This window comes from Neorhizobium galegae bv. orientalis str. HAMBI 540 (assembly GCF_000731315.1).
GTDB classification, from domain to species: domain Bacteria; phylum Pseudomonadota; class Alphaproteobacteria; order Rhizobiales; family Rhizobiaceae; genus Neorhizobium; species Neorhizobium galegae.
In genome coordinates this window covers 572,818-591,338 of sequence record NZ_HG938353.1, presented here as the reverse complement: position 1 = coordinate 591,338, position 18,521 = coordinate 572,818, and the positions used below count along the sequence as shown (strand labels likewise).

Genomic DNA, 18,521 nt, shown 5'->3' with positions numbered 1-18,521 from the left:
TGAACCGCTTACTTGACGCGCGGCAGCTGTTCCCACTGGTGGTACGGCGGCGGCGAAGAAAGCTGCCATTCCAGCGTGGTCGCACCTTCGCCCCACGGATTGTCGCCGGCAATGCGCTTCTTTGCGAAGGCTTCCCAGACGCCGAAGAGGAAGATCAGCACGCCGACGAAGGAGATGTAAGAGCCGACGGAGGAAACGTAGTTCCAACCGGCGAATGCATCCGGATAGTCGATGTAGCGGCGTGGCATGCCGGCAAGGCCGAGGAAGTGCTGCGGGAAGAACACCAGGTTCACGCCGATGAACATGATCCAGAAATGCGCTTTGCCGATCTTCTCGTTGTACATGTACCCGAACATCTTCGGGAACCAGTAATACCAGGCCGCGAAGATGGCGAAAACTGCGCCGAGCGACAGAACGTAGTGGAAGTGGGCCACGACGTAATAGGTATCATGCAGCGAACGGTCGAGGCCGGCATTGGCGAGCTGGACGCCCGTGACGCCGCCGACGGTGAACAGGAAGATGAAGCCGATCGCCCAGATCATCGGGGTGGAGAAGGTCAGCGAGCCGCCCCACATCGTTGCGATCCAGGAGAAGATCTTGATGCCGGTCGGAACCGCGATGACCATCGTCGCGAAGACGAAGTAACGCTGAGCATCGAGCGACATGCCAACCGTGTACATGTGGTGGGCCCAGACGATGAAGCCGACGGCGCCGATCGCGACCATGGCGTAGGCCATGCCGAGATAACCGAAGACGGGCTTCTTCGAGAAGGTCGAAACGATATGGCTGATGATGCCGAAGCCGGGCAGGATCAGGATGTAGACTTCCGGGTGACCGAAGAACCAGAACAGGTGCTGGAACAGGATCGGGTCGCCGCCGCCTTCCGGAGAAAAGAAGGTGGTGCCGAAGTTGCGGTCGGTCAGAAGCATGGTGATGGCGCCCGCCAGGACCGGCAGCGACAGCAGCAGCAGGAAGGCGGTGACCAGAACCGACCAGGCGAAGAGCGGCATCTTGTGCAGCGTCATGCCCGGAGCGCGCATGTTGAGGATCGTGGTGATGAAGTTGATCGCACCGAGGATCGAGGACGCGCCGGCGACATGCAGCGCGAAGATCGCCAGGTCGACTGCCGGGCCAGGGTTGCCCGTGGTCGAGAGCGGCGGATACATGGTCCAGCCGCCGCCGACGCCATAGGCGCCTGCCGGGCCTTCGACGAACATCGACAGTAGCAGCAGCAGGAAGGCCGGAACGATCAGCCAGAAGGAGATGTTGTTCAGGCGCGGGAAAGCCATGTCCGGCGCGCCGATCATGATCGGCACCATCCAGTTGGCGAAACCGCCGATCATCGCCGGCATGACCATGAAGAAGATCATGATCAGTGCGTGAGCGGTGGTGAACATGTTGAACATCTGCTTGCCGCCGTCGATCGCGGCGTCGCCTTCGTAGCCGTAGACTATCGCGGCCAGGCCGTGGAAGATCTGGATGCCAGGCTCCTGCAACTCCATGCGCATGGCAACAGAGAGAAGGCCGCCAATGATGCCCGCGATGATCGCGAAAATCAGATAGAGCGTGCCAATGTCCTTGTGGTTGGTCGAAAACAGCCAGCGGGCAGCAAAGCCCGGCTTATGCGAATGATCATGATGATCGTCGTGAGCATGCGCATCGTGAGAGGTGCGAGCCTGAGCGTGATCGTCGTGAGCGGAATGTCCAGCCATTGTCCTCACTCCCCTTGATTACTTGGATTCGTTTGCGGCGACGGCGAAGTTGCCGGCCGGCTTGTCGACGGCTGCCATCAGGCCCTTGTAGGCGCCCGGCAGGTCGGTCGCAGCAGCAGCGAGCCAAGCCTTGTACTTGTCTTCAGACACGACGCGGATGGCGATCGGCATGAAGGCATGGTCCTTGCCGCAAAGCTCGGAGCACTGGCCATAATAGAGGCCTTCATTCTCGGCCTTGAACCAGGTTTCGTTGAGGCGACCCGGAACGGCGTCGATCTTGATCCCGAAAGCCGGCATTGCGAAGGCATGGATAACGTCGGACGGAGCGGCCGTCACCAGCATGCGCACGGTCTTGTTGACCGGGATGATCAGTTCGTTATCGACAGCCAGCAGCTTCGGATAGACGGCGAGATCGGTCTTGCCGGCGCTCGCGCGATCGGGATCCTTCAGCAGGTACGAATCGAAGGCGACCGGGGTCTGCATACCTTCATATTCATAGTTCCACTGCCACTGGGTGGCAGTGGCCTTGACCGTCATGTCCGAGTCCGGAATTTCGAGCTGGGCATTCAACAGGTTGAAGGAGGGGATTGCGAGGAAGAAGAGAATGAGAACCGGGCCAAGCGTCCAGATGATCTCGATCGCCGTATTGTGGCTGACGCGCGACGGCACCGGATTGGCGCTCGCACGGAACTTCACCGCGACGACGACCAACAGCGCCAGGACCAGCAGCGTCACCGGCACGATGAACCACAAGGTGTAATGGTTGAACCAGCGGATCTGGTGCATGATCGGCGTTGCGGCCGCCTGGAAATCAATCTGCCACGGATGCGGCTGGTCCGCAAAACCTGCGGAAGCAAAGAGCAGACAGATGAGCGCCGTCATCACTGCAAAAGCCCTGTTCATCACTACATATCTCCCCATGCGTCTGATCTCGATCAAACCGAACGCAGAATCCAAGCTATATGGTCTGCTTCAATCACAGTTTGCCTGCCGCCGCAATATCTGGCGGGAAAAGCCCGTGCGGCATTTTTGCGCCTCCCGGAGAAGCCCGAAATCGTGCCATAATGATAGGCTATAGAGCTCCTTTTTTGGGGCGTTCGGCCCGTATTCCATAGGCCTTCCACACTTTCGGCGGCCTTACTATAGCCCCTGTGCCGACCAAAATCCGGCGATTTCTTTATAATAATGTCGGTGGCGCCACTGGCCCGGGCCGAGTCCCATTTTCGCCGTACTCCACTGGAAAGAGGTCAGGGCTTTTCATTTCGCCCGGCGAACGCCAAGAATAGCCGCACTGATTCGTCTTCCAGAGGTTTACATGGGTCGTCCCTCCCTGATCTGCGCCGGTCTAGCCGTGATGCTTGCAGCCGCCGTTTCGCTTCCCGCGTTCGCGCAGCAGCCGCAGCCCGGCCCGCGCCCCGCCGCGCCCCAGCCGGCCCCCCTGCCGGCTCAGGGCGCCAAACCGGGGCCGCAGGCGCCCCGGCCGGCGCCGAACGGCGCGCAGACCCAGCAGCCCCCGGGGCAGCAGGCGCAACCGCCCGGCAATGTGCGCGAGAACCACGGCGCATGGTCGATCATCTGCGACCGCCCGGCCGGCGCTTCCGCCGACCAATGCGCGCTGATGCAGAACGTCATCGCCGAGGACCGGCCGGAAGTCGGCCTGTCGGTGGTGGTGCTGAAGACCGCCGACCGCAAGGCGCGCATCCTGCGCATCCTCGCGCCGCTCGGCGTGCTCCTGAAGGACGGCATGGAACTCTATGTCGACAACAACAATATCGGCCGCGCCTATTTCACCCGCTGCTTCTCCGAGGGCTGCTATGTGGAAGTGGAGATCGACGAGGAACTGATGCGCATCCTGCGGGCCGGCAAGGCTGCCGTCTTTGCACTGCGCGAATCCGCCGATCAGGACCGGGTCGGCATTCCGATCGAGCTGACCGGCTTCGGCGAAGGTTACGACGCGCTTCCGTGATCACGTTATAATAAAGAAACGATCGTTCATGGAGCTTCGCGGCAACCATACCTTCCCCGTTCGCTTCGACGACGAGGTCGTGCGCGATGCAGTGCGCGTGTTTGTCATAGAGCGCACGATGCGCGAGCAGAAGGGGAAGTGGGCGGCGGCGGGACTGGTGGTCGTCGCCGGCGCCGTACTCCTGTTCCAGGCCAACTTCACCCTCGCGCTGCTGGCGTTCCTCGTCGCCTGTTTCCCGGCGATTTTCAGCGCCGTGGTCTGGCGCGCGCATTCCGCCAGCGCCTTTGGCCGCTACAGGCGCATGACCGATCGCAGCGCCGAAGTGACCATCGATCCGGAAGGGTTCGGCATCGCCTCCAACCTCGGCGACGGCCGGCTCAACTGGACCAATGTCACCGAGATCTGGGAACGGCCGCTTTCGTTCATGCTGTTCAGCGGCACATCGGCCTTCAATATCCTGCCGCGAAATGCCATGCCGCAGGAGGTGCAGGCCTTCCTCAGCGCAAAAGCCATCTGAAAGCAGGCTTGCTTCGGTCCCTCCCCGGACCTACATCGGTTGGAACAGAGCGCGTCTTCCAGTGGCAGCGCAGAAGGAGCATCCCATGAATACCGACCTTCTCAACCTTTTCGACTGCGACGAGACCAAGCTGCGCTCGATGCTTTCCGAGGCGCTTACCGGCGCCGATGACGGCGAGCTTTTCGTGGAACATGCCCAGGCGGAATCGCTGACCTTCGACAACGGCCGCCTGAAGGGCGGTTCGTTCAACACAGACCAGGGTTTCGGGCTGCGCTCCGTCGCCGGCGAAGCGGTCGGTTATGCCCATGCAGGCGAGCTTTCGGCGGCAGCGCTGTCCCGCGCCTCGGATGCGGTGCGGGCCGTCACCGCCGGTTATTCCGGCTCCTACGCCGCCGCCCCCCAGCGCACCAACAAGAAATATTACGGTGACGAGAACCCGATCGGCAGCCCCAGCTTCGAAGAGAAGGTCAAGCTGCTCACCGAGATCGACGCCTATCTGCGCTCCAAGGACGACAAGGTGCGGCAGGTGACGGCGACCGTTTCGGCAAGCTGGCAGGTGGTCGACATCCTGCGCGCCGACGGCCACCGGGTGCAGGACATCCGCCCGATGACCCGCATCAACATTTCCGTCGTCGTCGGTGACGGCGACCGGCAGGAATCGGGCTCGTTCGGCACCGGCGGTCGCATCGGCTTCGGCGATTTCGTCACGGAAGGCAACTGGCAGACCGGCGCCGACGAGGCGCTGCGCCAGGCGCTCGTCAACCTTTCCGCAATCGACGCGCCGGCCGGCACGATGGATGTCGTACTCGGCTCCGGCTGGCCGGGCGTGATGCTGCACGAAGCGGTCGGGCACGGGCTGGAAGGCGATTTCAACCGCAAGAAGACCTCGGCCTTTGCCGGTCTTTTGGGTGAGATGGTCGCGGCTCCTGGCGTCACCGTCGTCGACGACGGCACGATCGACAACCGCCGCGGCTCGATCACCATAGACGACGAAGGCACGCCATCGGCCTACAACGTGCTGATCGAGAACGGCAAGCTCGTCGGTTACATGCAGGATCGCCAGAACGCCCGGCTGATGGGCGTCGCGCCGACCGGCAATGGCCGCCGGCAGGGTTATGCCTATACGCCGATGCCTCGGATGACCAATACCTATATGCTCGGCGGCGACAAATCGCCCGAAGAGATCATCGCCTCGGTGAAGAAAGGCATCTACGCCGTCTCCTTCGGCGGCGGCCAGGTGGACATCACCTCCGGCAAGTTCGTGTTCGGCTGCACCGAGGCCTACATGATCGAAAACGGCAAAATCGGCCCGGCCATCAAGGGCGCCATGCTGATCGGCAACGGCCCGGATGCGATGCGCCGCGTCTCGATGGTCGGCAACGACATGAAGCTCGACACCGGCATCGGCAATTGTGGCAAGGGCGGCCAGTGGGTCCCCGTCGGCGTCGGCCAGCCGCATCTGCGGATGGACCAGGTGACGGTGGGCGGGACGAAGGCGTAAAGCGGAGCAGTTTGCCTGGCGATAGAAACGCTGAGGTTTCTATCGCCAAATCCCAATGCTGGCGTACGAGCCTCAAATTCAGCCCTCATCCGGCCTGAACAGCCATTTCCGCTCGATCGCCGATGCAAGATCGATCCGGTTGTTGCTGGCAAACAGCAGGATATGGCCGAGAAGATCGGCCGTCTCGTCGGCAAGGTCGCGGGCGAGATCCTCGTCGCTCCTGCCCTTTTTCCGTCCGCGGCCGGTAGCGCGGTTCCAGGCCTGGGTCAGCTCGCCCATCTCCTCCTGCAGCTTCAGGAGAAACCAATCGGCATCGCGGACCATTCCGTGGGTTTCGGCGTAATCCGCGGATGCAGCCTCGAATTGTTCGGTAAGTTTGCCCAGCATAATGTTCTCCTTTTGTATCCACAGGAGAATGCTGATTCCAGCGCCGTGTCCAGAGGGTTTGCTTGACACCCTCATCCAAATCCCGGCAGGTGCGGACCATCCGAAGCCCTTCATCACGGCATTTTTCATGGCATCCTCAAACCCGATTTCCGCCTTCCTGGATGCATGGATTCCGGGTCATGGGGCGGCGCAGCTCGTCTTTCTTTTCCTCTCGGCGCTGATCGCCGGACTGGCACGCGGGTTTTCCGGGTTCGGCGGAGCGCTGATCTTCGTTCCGCTTGCAGGTGCTGCCGTCGGCCCGAAGATCGCCCCTGCCCTGCTCCTGGTCATCGACGGCGTGACGACGCTCGGCATGCTGCCGGACGGCTGGAGGCGGGCGAACCGGCGAGAAGTGGGCACGATGCTGATCGGTACGCTGGTCGGCGTACCGGCGGGCACGACGCTGCTGGCGGTGATCGATCCAACAGCGCTCCGGTGGCTGATCTCGGTCGTGGTGCTCTGCCTGCTGATCTTCCTGATTTCCGGCTGGCGTTACCACGGCAAGCCAAAAACTCCGCTGACCATCGGCGTCGGGGCGCTTGCCGGCCTGTTCGGCGGCGCGGCGCAGCTTTCCGGTCCTCCGGTCGTCGCCTACTGGCTCGGCGGCGCCATTCCGCCGCTCACCGTGCGCGCCAATCTCATCCTTTATTTCGCGCTTTCGACGGTGATCTCGGCCACCGCCTATGTCATCGGCCACCTTTTGACCCTCGACGTCCTTGCCCTCGCACTGATCGCCGGCCCGGGTTACGGCCTCGGGGTGACTGCCGGTTCGAAACTGTTCGGATTTGCCTCCGAAGGCACCTTTCGGCGTATCTGCTTCCTGCTGATCGCCATGGCGGCGATCGTCAGCCTGCCGCTTTTCGATGCGCTGCGGCCCTGAGCAGGATTCAGCACGGCGTTATTCAGCAAGACTTAACCCGTCCGAGAGTAGGGTCGGCCTCACCGAAGTAACGTGGGCGTGATCGCGGTGGGGAACACGAAGGAGAGGTTTCAGGCGCTTTGGCGCCGGGATGTCAAACGCCGGCTTGTCGCCGGTGGCCTCGACATGGCTGCCGCACTTGCGCGTGCCGGGATGATGCCCAATGCCCGTGGCCACGGCGCCATCTTCACACTTCATCATGTGCGGCCGAAACAGAGCCGCCCGTTGCAGCCGAGCGGTCATCTCGAAGTCACACCGGATTTCCTCGGCGAAGCGATCGAACGGCTTTCGGCGGAGGGTTACGAGTTCATCCCCTTGAGCGACGTGCCGGCACGGCTTGCCGCGCCGACCAAACAGCCGTTCGCCGCCTTCACGCTGGATGACGGCTACCGAAACAATGCCGAATACGCCTTGCCGGTGTTTGCCCGCTACGGCGTGCCCTTCACCATTTTCGTCACCCGCGGATTTGCCGAGCGGACCCATTCGCTGTGGTGGGAAACGGTTGCCGAGCTGCTCGGTCGCGAACGCGAGGTGACGTTCGACTTCGGCGGCGGGTCCGACATCCTCGACCTCACCTCCGAGGCCCGAAAATTCGATGCCTTCGACCGGTTCTCCAGCTATGTCCTCGAAGTCGAGGAATCCACCGCCGTCTCGCGGGTCGATGCGCTGGCGAGAAAACATGGCATCGACCCTCTAAAAATCACTGCCGACCTGACCATGAATGCCGAGGAGCTCCGCTCGGTCGCCGTCCATCCGCTGGCCTCGCTCGGGGCCCATACAGTAAGCCACCGCGCCGTCGCCCGGCTTTCGGCGGAAGACGCCCGTGCGGAGATGAAGCAGTCATCCGACTGGATCGAGGCTTTGACCGGCGAACGGCCGCAAACAATCGCCTATCCCTATGGCAGCCGCGCCGCGGTTTCCGAACGCGACTACGCGATTGCCAAGGAGATCGGCTTTTCAGTCGCGGTGACGACGCAGCCCGGCACGCTCTGCGCCAAATACGTGAACAGGCTCACCGGCCTGCCGCGCATCTCGCTCAACGGCTATTACCAGCAGCCGCGCTACGTCTCGGCCCTCGCCTCGGGCATCCCCTTCGTGATCGGGCGCTGAAAGCCGCCCTTCCCTTTACGGATACATCCGCACCTTTTCCCACGGACCGTCGGCGACGGGGCGGCGGAATTCGATGCGGTCGTGCAGGCGGAACTGGCGGTCGTGCCAGAACTCGATCGATACCGGCTTGATGCGGAAACCGGACCAGTAGGGCGGGCGCGGAATGTCGCCGATCGCGTATCTCGCGGTGTATTCGGCAACCGATTTTTCGAGCGCGAAACGGGTTTCGAGCGGGCGGGACTGTTTCGACGCCCAGGCGCCGATGCGGCTGCCGCGGGCGCGAGAGGCATAATAGGCATCCGCCTCCGCATCGCTCACCACTTCCACCTCGCCGCGCAGGCGAACCTGGCGGCGCAGCGATTTCCAGTGGAAACACATCGCGGCCTTCTTCTGGCCGAGGATCTCGCGGCCCTTCTGGCTTTCGAAATTTGTGTAGAAAACGAAACCGTTCTCGTCATACCCCTTCAACAGGACCATGCGAACGTTCGGCATGCCGTTTTCGTCGACGGTCGCAACCGCAACGGCATTCGGATCGTTGGGTTCAGAGCTCTCGGCATCCTTCAGCCAAGCGCCAAAAAGCGCGAAAGGCTCGTTCTCGGCGGTGAAGTCACCAGTTGTTAACCCGCTGTCAGACATATTGACTAAAATACTCCCAATCTCATGAAAAATGCCCGAGTTTTTCAGTCGGACAGGACGCACGGTGGTAGTGATAGCAAAGTCGAAGAGCCGCACAAAGAGGTCGTTTCTCCTCGGCAGACGGGCAGCCGCCCTCTGCCTAGCCGGGTTTTCGCTTGCCGGTTGTACGAGCAGCCTCGATCTCTTCGGAAGTTCCCCGAAGGTCGACCGCTCGATCGCGACTGGCACCGTGCCGGGCACGCCGCCGCATACCGGCGCCACGCTTTCCGACGAAGCGACTGTGCGCAATGCGGTCTCCTCGGCCGATCTTGCAAAGGTCGGCGCAGCCTCGGTTCCGTGGGCGAATACCGCGACCGGCAGCGCCGGCGTCGTCTCGCAGATCCACGAGGCCCGCAACGGCGAGCAGATCTGCCGCGCCTTCACCACCACGCGGCATTCCTACGAGGGTATCGCGATGTTCTCCGGCCAGACCTGCCTCACCGGCAGCGGCGACTGGATGCTGACGGCTTTCGACCGCCAGTAGTCGCAGTCATCACTGCCCCACACCCGATGCGGCTGCAAGGAAACGGTTTTCGCGCGTTTCCGTAATTCGTGCTGGAAACGCTTCGTTTACCTTAACGAGTGCTGCCGGCGGCTGTGTAACCACTGATTCACAAGTCCTAACATAGGCTCTCCCGACGTAAGCAGTAATCTGTCCGGGACATGAGGAACCGGCGGACGACTGTCGGAGTTGTGACGAATAATGGGGGTCCAAGGATCAAGCGGGGACCCGCCGTTTCAGGTAACCGGTGGTCCCACAATGCGTGATCCCTATTCTCTTCTCGGCGTGCAGCGCAATGCCGAGCCCGACGAAATCAAGGCAGCCTGGCGCGCCAAGGCCAAGACCGTTCATCCCGACCAGAACCAGGACGATCCGTCTGCGACGAGCCGTTTCGCAGAGATCGGCCAGGCCTACGAGGTCCTGAAGGATCCCGAGCGCCGCAAGCGATACGACAGGGCCGCCGAGATGCACCAGACCATCATGCAGCAGCGCAATGCCGCCCGCGAAGCCGCCGAACGCGCCAAGGTCGCAAAGGCCAACGCCGAAAAGGTCATGGAAGAACTCGCCAAGACCAATGCGCAAAACGCCAAATCCCAGGCGCAACCGCAGGCACAGGCTCGCGGCCAATCACAGGCCCAGTCTCAGGCCCATCCCCAGAATCAGTCCGGCCCGGCAGGCGAAACGCCGGAGGACATGATCGAGCGCATATTCGGCGCCGCGGCGGCCGATCAGGCAAAAGCTCAGGCGGGCGGTTCGGCGCAACCAAACGGCGATACGGTCGAAACGGCCAAGGCAGATCCATCGGGGGGCGAACGACCGCCGCTGCCAGCCCTTGCCATCGACTTGATCGCCTCCATCGTGCGCCGTTTCCGCGGCACGACGCCGGCACCGGAAAAGGCGCCGGATATCTCCGTCGAAGCCACGGTCACCGTCGAGGATCTCCTGAAGCTCAACACGATCACGCTGAAAATGGCCGACGACCGCGAAGTGCGCCTTGCCCTGGAAAGGGGCATGACCGAAGGCCATGTGGCGCGCCTCAAGGGCCAGGGCCTCAAGCTCACCGGCATGAAATCCGGCGACCTGCTCGCCTCGATCAAGATTGCCCGCGACAGCCATTTCCGGGTCGAAGGTTTCGATCTCCACACGACCTTGTCGATCTCGCTCGAGGATGCGGTGCTCGGCGGCGACGCGTCGGTCGAGACGCCGGAAGGCAACCGCAGCATCAGCATTCCGGCCTGGTCCGGTTCCGACCAGACGATCCGGTTGGAGGGCCTCGGCCTCCATGACGATGCCGGCGGCCGTGGCGATCTCGTCGTCGAGCTGCGCGTCGTCCTGTGGGAAAAGCCGAACGAAAAGGTCACCGACCTGATGCGGCACATGCGCCACGGACTGTATGTCTGACAGGCCTTGCCCAGTATGACAGTTTTGCGTCGGTATTCACCGCTGCGCACCCTTTGTTACGGCCACTAACACGAGATGATCCAAGTCAGCTTGAACCCTTGAGCCGCCTATGTCATAGGCAGCGTTCATCTAGAGTATCAGGGGACTATGAATGGTTCAGGCTTCCGGCCTCATGGCAGGCAAACGCGGTCTCATCATGGGCGTTGCCAACAATCGTTCGATCGCGTGGGGCATTGCCAAGGCCATCCACCAGCATGGCGGGGAAGTTGCATTCACCTACCAGGGCGACGCACTCAAGAAGCGGGTTGAGCCGCTGGCCGCAGAACTGGGCGCCTACATGGCCGGCCATTGCGACGTCGGCGACGAATCGACCATCGACGAAGTCTTCGCCAATCTCGAAAAGCACTGGGGCAAGATCGACTTCCTCGTGCATGCGATTGGCTTTTCCGACAAGGACGAGTTGACCGGCCGTTACGTCGATACCTCGGCTGACAATTTCGCCAAGACGATGCAGATCTCGGTCTATTCCTTTACGTCGGTCGCAAGGCGGGCGGAAAAGCTGATGACCGACGGCGGCTCGATGCTGACCCTCACCTATTATGGTGCCGAAAAGGTCATGCCGAACTACAACGTCATGGGCGTCGCCAAGGCCGCGCTCGAAGCCAGCGTCAAATATCTCGCCGTCGATCTCGGCCCGAAGAACATCCGCGTCAACGCGATCTCGGCCGGGCCGATCAAGACGCTTGCCGCTTCCGGCATCGGCGACTTCCGCTACATCCTCAAGTGGAACGAGTACAATGCGCCGCTGCGCCGTACCGTCACCATCGAGGAAGTGGGCGATGTCGGTCTCTACATGCTGTCCGACCTCTCGCGCTCCGTCACCGGCGAAACCCATCACGCCGACAGCGGCTACCATGTCGTCGGCATGAAGGCCGTCGATGCGCCGGACATTTCGGTCATCAAGGACTGATGCTCTTCCAGGGACGTCTGCCGTGCTCATCTACATGATCCGCCACGGGCAGACGGACTGGAATGCCGAAGGCCGGCTCCAGGGCCAGCAGGATATTCCGCTCAATGCTCTCGGCCGCTCTCAGGCAACGCGGAACGGCGAGCGGCTGCGCGAGATGATCGGCGCGGCCGAAGGTTTCTCCTTCGTTGCCAGCCCGCTGTCGCGGACCCGCGAAACAATGGAACGGCTGCGCACCGCCATGGGGCTGGATCCCCTCGCCTACCGGACGGACGAACGGCTGGTCGAAGTTTCCTTCGGCGACTGGGAAGGCCATACGCTCGAGGAGATCCGCCGGATTTCTCCGGACCGCCTCGCCGCCCGGGCCGAGCAGAAGTGGAGCTTCATTCCGCCCGGCATCTCTGCCGAGAGCTATGAGATCCTTTGCTGGCGGATCGGCGCCTGGCTGCAGTCCGTTGATGGCCCGACCGTCTGCGTCAGCCACGGCGGGGTGATCCGCTCGCTCTTCCGGCTGATCGGTAACCTCGACGAAGACGAAGCGGCCACCGTTCCGACCCCGCAGGACCGCATCCTGATGATCGATACCGACCTCAACCGGATAACATGGCTCTGATTGAAATATACGCGGGGCAGCGGATATTCTAAATTATACTTCGCTAATTCTGCGATATTACTGAACGATCTGGAGATCGTCGACAACGCGGTTGCCATCGACGACCGTGTAGAAGACCAGCACTTTCACGCCGGCCTTCAAGCCCTCGAAATTGAATTCCTCGGGCACTTTATAGGTCTTTCCGTCGTCGAGCGTTAAGTTGAGCGCCTTCGCATCCACGGCCTTGATCGTGGCTTCGACGTCGGCACTTTGAGCCCAGCTGTTGAGGGGCGAAAAGATGCTGGCAGTGGCAAGCAGAGCAGCAATCAGGATGCGCATGGTCGGAAGCCTTGATGAGGTCGATGATGTCTTGTTCCGACGCACAGATAGCCTCCCGATTGTGGCGAAAATCGCCCCTTACCGTGACATTTTCCGTATAAGTAATGACCTGATTGTTAACGCTTTTCAAGGGCGGGATGCCTCCCTATGACGGGGTCTGGCAGCGTTTGCGAAACCAATCCCAAGTATTCCCTTACAATAAATTGGACCAAAGTTTGTAGGGTGCCGTGAAAGCGTAAATTAACCCCCGCCCCATAGGCTGACCCTTCGTGCCACAGGGGTTAATGAGAAGGTTCTCGCGCGTGAAATTCTGGCCGTCGTCCGGTTCCAAATCACTGCGCTTCGCACGCAGCACCAAGACCCCGACAACAATCGCGCTCGTTATCACCCTTGCGGTCATCTCGATCGGGGTCATCATCGACCAACGTTATACCGAAAGCTTTCGCAGCGACCTGCGGGCGACGACGGAGAAAGTTGCCGGCCTGTTGGCCCGGCGCCTCATCGTACGCGTAGAGACCGACATCGCCGCCACGGACCATCTGGTTCACGCGCTGAGGGACGATTTGAGCGGCTCGGCAGACACGTTCAAGCGCCACGTTGATAAGGAACTTGGCGAAGTCGCGCATTTTTCGGGCGTCGCGGTCGCACCCAATTTCGAGCTTGCCCAGGTCATCACGCGCGACGGCATTGTCGGCGGCGGGTCGGGCAAGATCGGCAAAATCGATCTGCTGCGCCTTGCAAACGACCTGAAGTCCGTGAGCGGCCGCAACCGCGTATCTCTGCTGAGCGGCACTCAGGAAGGACATCTGACTCTCGTCGTACCGGTATCGAAGGAAGAGGACGGTGGTGACCTTTGGGGGGCGCTCGCGGTGCTGATCGACAAGCAGGGCCTGATGGAGGCATCCGGCGTCACCTTCTCCCCCGCCACGGCGACGAAACCGAACCTGATCAATCTCGAGTGGCTGAACGTCGTTCTGCGGGACGTCGACAGGCCGCAATATTTCGCCTTCTTCGGCAATGATTCCATCGAAGACCAGTCTCCCATGAAATGGACGGTGCCCATCAACGGCGCCAACTGGACGCTGCTCGCCGCTCCTCGTTCCGGCTGGGACATCGTGCCGCCCAACCAGCTCGGGTTCCGCCTGGCCCTCGTGCTTGCGGCACTCGCGGTGATCGTGCCGATCTTCATCGCTACCTCACTGATTTCCGAACGCAACCGCAATATCGATGCACTGAAGGCCCGTGAGCTCAATCTCATCGAGCTGTCACAACGCTTCAACCTCGCCATGGAAGCCTCCAATATCGGCATCTGGGAGGTGACGGGCAACGGCAACAGTCTGTTCTGGGACAAGCGGGCAGCGGGGCTGCACGACAAGCCGGCGGCCAGCGAGGGCAACCGTCTCTACGACTGGCTCGGATCGATCTATCCGCCGGACCGGACGGCGGCGGAGACACATTTCGTCGACTGCGCCTCTAGCAACACACCCTGCAGCGAAACCTACCGCGTGCAATTGCCGGACGGCACGTTGCGATACCTGAAATCGGCAGGTGCGAACTACCGCAATGCCGACGGCACCCTGCGCACCACCGGCATTGTCTGGGACGTCACCGGCGACGTGGTGATGACGCAGACGCTGCGTAACGCCAAGGAAAATACCGACATCAAGAATGCCGAACTGGAACTGGCGCTCGATGAACTGTCGAACCGCGAACAGGACCTGGAAGAGCTGTCGAGCCGCCTCGATCTGGCGCTTGATTCCTACAATTGCGGCATATGGGAATCCAATCCGGTCACGCATATCGAGACCTGGGACGCCCGCATGTGCCAGTTGCACGGCGTTCCGTTCACCGACGGCCGCATCCTGGCCGCTGACTGGATCGAGCTCATCCATCCGGACGACCGGGAGCACGCCAAGCTCAGTTCCTACCATTTCACGGAAAACTTCCTGCCGGATCCGCTGGTCGTGCGCGTGCCCCAGCCGGATGGCTCGATCCGCTATATCCGCTCCATCGGCAAGGTGCATACGATGCGCGACGGATCCAAGAAGGTGGTGGGCATTGCCTTCGACGTCACCCAGGACGCTATCCTGACCCGGGAACTGAAGGCCGCCAAGGACGAGGCCGATGCGAAGAACGCCGAACTCGAACTCGCCAAGAGCCGCATCGAGCACAATTCGCTGCATGACCCGCTGACCCTGCTCGCCAACCGCCGCAAGCTCGACGTGGAACTCGACCGGCTGTCGCGCTCCAGCCACAACGAGCGCCAGAAGTTCTCGATCCTGCATCTCGATCTCGACCGCTTCAAGCAGATCAACGACACGCTCGGACATGCGGCGGGCGACGCGATGCTCGTGCACGCCTCACGCATCCTCTCGCGCAACGTCCGCAGCGGCGATATCGTCGCACGCATCGGCGGCGACGAATTCGTCATCCTCGCCACCGACAATTCGAGCGCCGAGGAGATAAGCCAGCTCGCTCAGCGCATCATCGCGGAATTCCACCAGCCGATCGACTTTGAAGGTTTCGCCTGCCGCTGCGGCGTATCCATCGGCATCGCCCAGGCAAGCGGCATGAATGTCGATGCACGTCGCACGCTCGTCAATGCCGATATCGCGCTCTACCGGGCGAAGGGCATGGGCCGCAACCGATACGAATTCTTCACGCAGAACCTGCAGGCCGAGATCGTCAGCCACAAGCGCACCGCCGACGAGGTCCTTACCGGTATCGACAATGACGAATTCATCGCCTTCTACCAGCCGCAATTCGATGCCCGCACCAACCAGCTGACCGGCGTCGAGGCGCTGATCCGCTGGAACCATCCGCATCACGGAATTCTTGCGCCCGACCGGTTCCTGAAGATTGCAGAGGATTTGAACGTGTCGGCAGCACTCGACCACATCGTGCTCCAGACGGTGCTGAAGGACAAGATGCGCTGGGCTGCACTCGGCGTCCGGGTGCCGAAGGTTTCCGTCAACGTCTCCTCAAAACGCCTCAATGACGAAGCCCTGATCGACACGCTGCAGACGCTGGCGATCGTGCCCGGCGAGATTTCCTTCGAACTGGTGGAATCGATCTTCCTCGACGAGAGCGAAGCGGCTGCGACCAGCAATCTCGAACGCATCAAGGAACTCGGCATCGACATCGAGATCGACGATTTCGGCACCGGCCATACCTCGATCGTCAGCCTTTTGAAGCTGAAGCCGAAACGGCTGAAGATCGACCGGCAGCTCGTCATGCCGATCCTGACCTCGCCGCAGGAGCGTGCGCTGGTGCGCTCCATCATCGACATTGCCCGTTCGCTCGGCGTCGAAACGGTGGCGGAAGGCGTCGAGACCATGCAGCATGCGAGCCTCCTGCGCGAACTCGGCTGCGACCTGCTGCAGGGTTATGCCTTCGCCAGGCCGCTTTCGTTCGACGATTTCACCGCAGCCGCGCATGCAGGCTGGCGCAGGGCCGCCGCCTAGAACCATCATTGTTCACCATTTCCGGCGCGACAGTTCTGCCAAGAAAGACTTGTCGCCCGGCAACCTTTTCCATATGACAACCGCGTCAGAAGTTGGCGAAAGGCCAGCTCCGCCACAGCTGGTCCTGTAACGCCATGTCGCACAACACTTTCGGTCACCTTTTCCGTGTCACCACCTGGGGCGAAAGCCATGGCCCGGCGCTCGGCTGCGTGGTCGACGGTTGCCCGCCCGGCATCCGCTTCACACTGGCGGAAATCCAGGCCTGGATGGACAAGCGCAAGCCCGGCCAGTCGCGCTTCGTGACGCAGCGGCGCGAGGACGACATCGTCAAGGTGCTCTCCGGCGTGATGCTGGACGCCGACGGCGAGACGATGATCTCGACCGGCACGCCGATCTCGATGCTGATCGAGAATACTGACCAGCGCTCCAAGGATTACGGCGAGATCGCCCGCCGCTACCGCCCCGGCCATGCGGACTATACCTATGACGTCAAATACGGCATCCGCGACTATCGCGGTGGCGGCCGTTCCTCCGCCCGCGAGACGGCTGCCCGCGTCGCCGCCGGGGCGCTTGCCCGCAAGGTCGTACCGAGCCTCAATGTCCGCGCCGCGCTGATCCAGATCGGCAAGCATAAAATAGACCGCGCCAACTGGGATTGGGACCAGGTCGGCCAGAACCCGTTCTTCTGCCCCGATGCGGCGATGGTGCCCGTCTGGGAAGAGTATCTCGACGACATCCGCAAGGCCGGTTCCTCGATCGGTGCCGTGGTCGAAGTTATCGCCGAAGGCGTGCCCGCCGGCCTCGGTGCACCGGTCTATGGCAAGCTCGATCAGGATATCGCCAGCCTTCTGATGTCGATCAATGCCGTCAAGGGCGTCGAGATCGGCGACGGTTTCGGCGTTGCAGAACTGTCCGGCGAGGAAGACGCCGACGAGATGCGCATGGGCAATGACGGCAAGCCCATCTTCCTCTCCAACCATGCAGGCGGCATTCTCGGCGGCATCTCGACCGGCGAGGCGGTGGTCGCCCGCTTCGCGATCAAGCCAACCTCCTCCATTCTTACCGAGCAGCGCTCGATCGACGTCGACGGCAACAATGTCGAGGTGCGCACCAAGGGCCGCCACGACCCCTGCGTCGGCATCCGCGCCGTGCCGATCGGCGAGGCGATGGTTGCATGCGCAATTGCCGATCACTATCTCCGCGACCGGGCCCAGACGGGGCGAAATCTCTAGGAAACGACATCCATGGCCTATGATCAGAAGCGCGTCGTCGACGCCCTCCGCGCCTTCGAGGCCGGCGAAATCGTCGTCGTCACCGATGACGACGACCGTGAGAACGAAGGCGACCTGATCGTCGCCGCTGTCCACTGTACGCCGGACAAAATGGCCTTCATCGTGCGCCACACGTCCGGCATCGTCTGCGCCCCGATGCCGCGCGAGGAGGCCAAGCGGCTAAACCTCAACGCCATGGTGGCGGAAAACGACAGTGCTCACACGACGGCCTTCACCGTCACCGTCGATTTCAAGCACGGCACGACGACCGGCATTTCCGCCGAGGACCGGACGCTCACCGTCCGCAACCTCGCCAATCCGAATGTCGGCCCAAGCGATTTTGTGCGGCCCGGCCATATCTTCCCGCTGATCGCCCGCGAAGGCGGCGTGCTGATGCGCTCCGGCCATACGGAAGCGGCCGTCGATCTCTGCAGGCTCGCCGGCCTTCCGCCGATCGGCGTCATCTGCGAACTCGTCAACGACGACGGCACCGTGACGCGCGGCCAGCAGGTCACCGACTTTGCCGCCAAACACGGATTGAAGCAGGTTTCCGTCGCCGACCTGATCGCCTATCGCCAGCGCAAGGAAACGCTGATCGAGCTGCAGACGGCGTTCGACGTCGAGACGCCGCACGGCAAGGCGAAGGCGCATGCCTATTCGCTGCCCTGGGACCCGATGCAGCACGTGGCGGTGATCTTCGGCGACATCCGCGACGGCGTCGACATTCCGGTCCGCCTGCATCTCGAAAACGTCACCCGTGACGTGTTCGGCACACAGCGCTCGGTCGATCGTTACATGGCGAAAATCGAGGAAGAGGGTCGCGGCGTGATCATCTACCTGCGCGAAGGCTCGGTCGGGGTCGGCCAGAAGGATCATGGCCGCAAGCTGCGTCAGGACCAGGAGGGCCATGCCGAAGCCCAGGCCCGCGAGAGCGAATGGCTGGAAATCGGCCTCGGCGCGCAGATCCTCAAGGATCTCGGCGTCACCTCGATCAAGCTGCTGACCCGCAGCGAGCGCCACTATGTCGGCCTCGAAGGTTTCGGCATCAAGATCGCCGAAACGGTGATCTGCTGATCGCCCTCAATCCTTAGGGTTGCAAAAGGTTTCGGACCGTTCCATCGTCGCTCGTTGTCGGGCGGCGATTTTTCGTGTACGGATA

The 18,521-nt window shown here is 62.0% G+C and carries 17 protein-coding genes; 12 read left to right on the top strand and 5 right to left on the bottom strand.

Going from position 1 to position 18,521, the window contains the following annotated elements; translation table 11 throughout:
• Nucleotides 1-8: 8 nt before the first annotated feature.
• Both ctaD and coxB read right to left on the bottom strand, forming a co-directional pair.
• The gene (ctaD, locus tag RG540_RS02785; RefSeq protein WP_038584274.1) at nucleotides 9-1,712 is read right to left on the bottom strand and encodes a cytochrome c oxidase subunit I; all 1,704 of its coding nucleotides are present in this window, start codon (nucleotides 1,710-1,712) and stop codon (nucleotides 9-11) included.
• A gap of 18 nt (nucleotides 1,713-1,730) precedes the next feature.
• Nucleotides 1,731-2,615, bottom strand: a complete 885-nt coding sequence (gene coxB, locus RG540_RS02780; protein ID WP_046601497.1) for a cytochrome c oxidase subunit II — start codon at nucleotides 2,613-2,615, stop codon at nucleotides 1,731-1,733.
• A 412-nt stretch (nucleotides 2,616-3,027) separates the two neighbouring features.
• Between coxB and RG540_RS02775 the strand changes: the two genes are divergently transcribed.
• From RG540_RS02775 to tldD, 3 genes are all read left to right on the top strand, one after another.
• Nucleotides 3,028-3,678 (top strand): invasion associated locus B family protein, encoded by a 651-nt coding sequence (locus RG540_RS02775; protein WP_038584272.1) that lies wholly within the window; start codon nucleotides 3,028-3,030, stop codon nucleotides 3,676-3,678.
• Between the two features lie 28 nt (nucleotides 3,679-3,706).
• Complete coding sequence (locus RG540_RS02770) at nucleotides 3,707-4,195, top strand: YcxB family protein (protein ID WP_038584270.1); 489 nt, start codon at nucleotides 3,707-3,709, stop codon at nucleotides 4,193-4,195.
• Between the two features lie 85 nt (nucleotides 4,196-4,280).
• Nucleotides 4,281-5,696 carry a metalloprotease TldD gene (tldD, locus tag RG540_RS02765; RefSeq protein ID WP_038584268.1) on the top strand — a complete coding sequence of 472 codons (1,416 nt, stop codon included), beginning with the start codon at nucleotides 4,281-4,283 and terminating at the stop codon, nucleotides 5,694-5,696.
• A 78-nt stretch (nucleotides 5,697-5,774) separates the two neighbouring features.
• Here the strand turns inward: tldD and RG540_RS02760 are convergent, their stop codons facing one another.
• Entirely contained in the window at nucleotides 5,775-6,083 is a 309-nt protein-coding gene (locus tag RG540_RS02760; RefSeq protein WP_038584266.1) for a nucleoside triphosphate pyrophosphohydrolase family protein, read from the bottom strand.
• A 127-nt stretch (nucleotides 6,084-6,210) separates the two neighbouring features.
• Here RG540_RS02760 and RG540_RS02755 point away from each other — a divergent pair, with 127 nt between their 5' ends.
• Both RG540_RS02755 and RG540_RS02750 read left to right on the top strand, forming a co-directional pair.
• On the top strand, nucleotides 6,211-7,002 hold the full coding sequence (locus tag RG540_RS02755; protein WP_038592934.1) for a sulfite exporter TauE/SafE family protein: 792 nt from the start codon (nucleotides 6,211-6,213) through the stop codon (nucleotides 7,000-7,002).
• 165 nt (nucleotides 7,003-7,167) lie between these two features.
• Nucleotides 7,168-8,151 (top strand): polysaccharide deacetylase family protein, encoded by a 984-nt coding sequence (locus tag RG540_RS02750; protein ID WP_051909583.1) that lies wholly within the window; start codon nucleotides 7,168-7,170, stop codon nucleotides 8,149-8,151.
• A 15-nt stretch (nucleotides 8,152-8,166) separates the two neighbouring features.
• Here RG540_RS02750 and pdxH read toward each other — a convergent pair whose 3' ends face one another.
• Entirely contained in the window at nucleotides 8,167-8,787 is a 621-nt protein-coding gene (pdxH, locus tag RG540_RS02745; RefSeq protein ID WP_038584264.1) for a pyridoxamine 5'-phosphate oxidase, read from the bottom strand.
• Between the two features lie 64 nt (nucleotides 8,788-8,851).
• Between pdxH and RG540_RS02740 the strand changes: the two genes are divergently transcribed.
• The 4 genes from RG540_RS02740 (at nucleotide 8,852) to RG540_RS02725 (ending at nucleotide 12,309) form a co-directional block, all read left to right on the top strand.
• A complete protein-coding gene (locus tag RG540_RS02740) occupies nucleotides 8,852-9,310 on the top strand; it encodes an RT0821/Lpp0805 family surface protein (protein ID WP_038584262.1) in 459 nt (152 codons plus the stop codon).
• Between the two features lie 276 nt (nucleotides 9,311-9,586).
• Entirely contained in the window at nucleotides 9,587-10,729 is a 1,143-nt protein-coding gene (locus tag RG540_RS02735) for a DnaJ C-terminal domain-containing protein (RefSeq protein ID WP_038584260.1), read from the top strand.
• A gap of 151 nt (nucleotides 10,730-10,880) precedes the next feature.
• Complete coding sequence (gene fabI / locus RG540_RS02730; RefSeq protein ID WP_038584258.1) at nucleotides 10,881-11,699, top strand: enoyl-ACP reductase FabI; 819 nt, start codon at nucleotides 10,881-10,883, stop codon at nucleotides 11,697-11,699.
• A gap of 22 nt (nucleotides 11,700-11,721) precedes the next feature.
• On the top strand, nucleotides 11,722-12,309 hold the full coding sequence (locus RG540_RS02725) for a histidine phosphatase family protein (protein WP_038584256.1): 588 nt from the start codon (nucleotides 11,722-11,724) through the stop codon (nucleotides 12,307-12,309).
• Between the two features lie 57 nt (nucleotides 12,310-12,366).
• Here RG540_RS02725 and RG540_RS02720 read toward each other — a convergent pair whose 3' ends face one another.
• Nucleotides 12,367-12,627, bottom strand: a complete 261-nt coding sequence (locus RG540_RS02720; RefSeq protein ID WP_038540593.1) for a DUF1344 domain-containing protein — start codon at nucleotides 12,625-12,627, stop codon at nucleotides 12,367-12,369.
• 302 nt (nucleotides 12,628-12,929) lie between these two features.
• Between RG540_RS02720 and RG540_RS02715 the strand changes: the two genes are divergently transcribed.
• The 3 genes from RG540_RS02715 (at nucleotide 12,930) to ribB (ending at nucleotide 18,436) form a co-directional block, all read left to right on the top strand.
• On the top strand, nucleotides 12,930-16,091 hold the full coding sequence (locus RG540_RS02715; protein WP_051909226.1) for a bifunctional diguanylate cyclase/phosphodiesterase: 3,162 nt from the start codon (nucleotides 12,930-12,932) through the stop codon (nucleotides 16,089-16,091).
• Between the two features lie 134 nt (nucleotides 16,092-16,225).
• Nucleotides 16,226-17,323 (top strand): chorismate synthase, encoded by a 1,098-nt coding sequence (aroC, locus tag RG540_RS02710; RefSeq protein ID WP_038584254.1) that lies wholly within the window; start codon nucleotides 16,226-16,228, stop codon nucleotides 17,321-17,323.
• A gap of 12 nt (nucleotides 17,324-17,335) precedes the next feature.
• The gene (gene ribB, locus RG540_RS02705; protein ID WP_038584252.1) at nucleotides 17,336-18,436 is read left to right on the top strand and encodes a 3,4-dihydroxy-2-butanone-4-phosphate synthase; all 1,101 of its coding nucleotides are present in this window, start codon (nucleotides 17,336-17,338) and stop codon (nucleotides 18,434-18,436) included.
• Nucleotides 18,437-18,521 lie beyond the last annotated feature (85 nt).

Excerpts from the sequence above, each read along its gene's own strand:
- ctaD (WP_038584274.1), bottom strand. The coding sequence starts at position 1,712 with ATGGCTGGACATTCCGCTCACGACGATCACGCTCAGGCTCGCACCTCT.
- coxB (WP_046601497.1), bottom strand. The coding sequence starts at position 2,615 with ATGAACAGGGCTTTTGCAGTGATGACGGCGCTCATCTGTCTGCTCTTT.
- RG540_RS02775 (WP_038584272.1), top strand. The coding sequence starts at position 3,028 with ATGGGTCGTCCCTCCCTGATCTGCGCCGGTCTAGCCGTGATGCTTGCA.
- RG540_RS02770 (WP_038584270.1), top strand. The coding sequence starts at position 3,707 with ATGGAGCTTCGCGGCAACCATACCTTCCCCGTTCGCTTCGACGACGAG.
- tldD (WP_038584268.1), top strand. The coding sequence starts at position 4,281 with ATGAATACCGACCTTCTCAACCTTTTCGACTGCGACGAGACCAAGCTG.
- RG540_RS02760 (WP_038584266.1), bottom strand. The coding sequence starts at position 6,083 with ATGCTGGGCAAACTTACCGAACAATTCGAGGCTGCATCCGCGGATTAC.
- RG540_RS02755 (WP_038592934.1), top strand. The coding sequence starts at position 6,211 with ATGGCATCCTCAAACCCGATTTCCGCCTTCCTGGATGCATGGATTCCG.
- RG540_RS02750 (WP_051909583.1), top strand. The coding sequence starts at position 7,168 with ATGGCTGCCGCACTTGCGCGTGCCGGGATGATGCCCAATGCCCGTGGC.
- pdxH (WP_038584264.1), bottom strand. The coding sequence starts at position 8,787 with ATGTCTGACAGCGGGTTAACAACTGGTGACTTCACCGCCGAGAACGAG.
- RG540_RS02735 (WP_038584260.1), top strand. The coding sequence starts at position 9,587 with ATGCGTGATCCCTATTCTCTTCTCGGCGTGCAGCGCAATGCCGAGCCC.
- fabI (WP_038584258.1), top strand. The coding sequence starts at position 10,881 with ATGGTTCAGGCTTCCGGCCTCATGGCAGGCAAACGCGGTCTCATCATG.
- RG540_RS02720 (WP_038540593.1), bottom strand. The coding sequence starts at position 12,627 with ATGCGCATCCTGATTGCTGCTCTGCTTGCCACTGCCAGCATCTTTTCG.
- aroC (WP_038584254.1), top strand. The coding sequence starts at position 16,226 with ATGTCGCACAACACTTTCGGTCACCTTTTCCGTGTCACCACCTGGGGC.
- ribB (WP_038584252.1), top strand. The coding sequence starts at position 17,336 with ATGGCCTATGATCAGAAGCGCGTCGTCGACGCCCTCCGCGCCTTCGAG.